Raw genomic sequence first — 2115 nt, forward strand, 5'->3', positions numbered from 1 at the left:
GAGAGTCCTTGTCCAGGGCCGGATCGGCCTTGGCGATGTTCACCGCGGCCTTGGTGTCGATCAGCGAGTCGTCGATCTTGCTGCTGGAATTCATCTTCATGTTCCTTAACGCATATCTCGTTCAACGGAAGACAGGCTGGCCCGGAAGCTTTCCCGGGCGAATCCGCGCTCCATGTAGTCGAGCAACGGCTTGGCCTGCCGCGGCAACTCGATGCCCAGCAGCGGCAGACGCCAGAGGATCGGCAACAGGCAGCAATCCACCAGGCTGAAATCCTCGCTGAGGAAATATGCCTTGTCGGCGAACAGCGGGGAAACCCCGGTCAGGCTCTCGCGCAACTCCTTGCGCGCCTGGACCCGCTCGGCCTCCTTGCTGCGCGCATCCAGGATCCGGTCCACCAGGGAACACCAGTCCCGCTGGATACGATGGATCAACAGGCGGCTGTTGGCACGCTTCACCGGATAATCGGGCAGCAGCGGCGGATGCGGATAGCGTTCATCGAGGTATTCCATGACCACCGTCGGCTCGTACAGCGCCAGGTCGCGATCGACCAGGGTCGGTACGCTACCGTAGGGGTTGACCTCCGCCAGCATCGGCGGACAGCGGCCCGCCTCGATATCGATCACCTCTACCGCCACGTTCTTCTCGGCCAGGACCAGGCGGATGCGATGGCAGTAATGATCGGCAGGGTCGGAATAGCAGGTCAGCTTGTTGATTGAAGCCATGGAGCCCTCCTCGCAGGTCGACTTGTGGGAGGTGAAAAGACGCGCGCGCCCCGTAGGGCGCGCGCTTCGAAGACCAACGTGCGGGTTAGTGCACGTCCTTCCAGTACTCGCGCTTGAGGAGATAGGCGAATACGAAGAAGAAGGCCAGGTAGAGCAGGACGTAGGTACCGATACGCTCGGAGGCCAGCTTGTTCGGGTTGGCCGAATAGGCCAGGAAGGTCACCAGGTTCTTGACCTTCTCGTCGAACTGGGCTTCGTTCAGCTCGCCGGTCTTCGGCACCACGGTCAACTGGTCACAAGCTTCGTGAGTCAGCGGGGTACCGGTCAACGGATCGAACTGCTTCTTGCCATCCTCGACCACCTGTACCTGCTTGCAGCCGATCACCTGGCGTCCCTGCAGGGGCGCCAGGACGTTCGGCATGCCGACGTTGGGGAAGATCACGTTGTTCACGCCCCACGGACGCTTGGGATCCTCGTAGAACGAGCGCAGGTAGCTGTACAGCCAGTCGGTGCCGCGTACGCGGGCAACCAGGGTCAGGTCCGGCGGAGCAGCGCCGAACCAGGTCTTGGCGTCGGCCGGCTTCATGCCGATGTCCATGTGGTCGCCGATCTTGGCGCCGGTGAACACCAGCTTCTCCATCATCAGATCGGCAGGAATGCCCAGGTCGGTGGCGACACGCTCGTAACGCTGGAACTTGGCGCTATGGCAGCCCATGCAGTAGTTGGCGAAGGTACGCGCGCCATCCTGCATGGCCGCCTTGTCGGTCAGGTCGATGTCGACATGATCCAGTTGCGGCCCATGGCCGCCAGCGGCGAAACCCAGGACTGGCAGTACCGCCAGAATCAGTGCAGCGAATTGCTTTTTCATCAGCCAGTCACCCTTTCCGGAACCGGTTTGGTCTTCTCCATCCGGGTGTAGAACGGCATCAGGATGAAGAAGGCGAAATACAGGACGGTGCAAACGCGCGACAGGGTAGTACCCAGCGGGCTCGGAGCCTGGGCGCCGTAGTAGCCGAGGATCACGAAGGACACCGCGAAGATCACCAGCCACAGCTTGCTCAGCCAGCCCTTGTAGCGGATCGAGCGAACCGGGCTGCGATCCAGCCACGGCAGGACGAACAGCACGGCGATCGCCGCACCCATCGCCACCACGCCCATCAGCTTGTCCGGAACCGCGCGGAGGATCGCGTAGAACGGGGTGAAGTACCAGACCGGAGCGATGTGCTCGGGGGTCTTGAACTGGTTGGCCATCTCGAAGTTGGGCTTCTCGAGGAAGTAGCCGCCCATTTCCGGGAAGAAGAAGATCACGGTGCAGAAGATGAACAGGAACACCACCACACCGACGATATCCTTCACGGTGTAGTACGGATGGAACGCGATGCCGTCCAGCGG

At 61.7% G+C, this 2115-nt stretch carries 2 protein-coding genes and 2 pseudogenes; all 4 read right to left on the reverse strand.

Going from position 1 to position 2115, the window contains the following annotated elements:
• Nucleotides 1-82 (reverse strand): annotated as a pseudogene (locus FFS27_RS32070) (BON domain-containing protein); the annotation flags it as partial.
• 23 nt (nucleotides 83-105) lie between these two features.
• Nucleotides 106-723, reverse strand: coding sequence for a glutathione S-transferase N-terminal domain-containing protein (locus FFS27_RS32075; protein ID WP_003094155.1), 618 nt, complete (start codon nucleotides 721-723; stop codon nucleotides 106-108).
• A gap of 85 nt (nucleotides 724-808) precedes the next feature.
• The gene (locus tag FFS27_RS32080) at nucleotides 809-1591 is read right to left on the reverse strand and encodes a cytochrome c1 (RefSeq protein WP_003094157.1); all 783 of its coding nucleotides are present in this window, start codon (nucleotides 1589-1591) and stop codon (nucleotides 809-811) included.
• Nucleotides 1591-2115, reverse strand: a pseudogene (locus FFS27_RS32085) (cytochrome b); the annotation flags it as partial. The gene FFS27_RS32080 and the pseudogene FFS27_RS32085, both read right to left, overlap by 1 nt.

Origin of the sequence: Pseudomonas sp. 2VD, from assembly GCF_005503585.1 — a bacterium.
In the GTDB taxonomy this organism is placed as follows: Bacteria; Pseudomonadota; Gammaproteobacteria; order Pseudomonadales; family Pseudomonadaceae; genus Pseudomonas; species Pseudomonas aeruginosa.

Bases quoted from the DNA above. Each gene is read 5' to 3' on its own strand.
- FFS27_RS32075 (WP_003094155.1), bottom strand. From the start codon at position 723: ATGGCTTCAATCAACAAGCTGACCTGCTATTCCGACCCTGCCGATCAT.
- FFS27_RS32080 (WP_003094157.1), bottom strand. From the start codon at position 1,591: ATGAAAAAGCAATTCGCTGCACTGATTCTGGCGGTACTGCCAGTCCTG.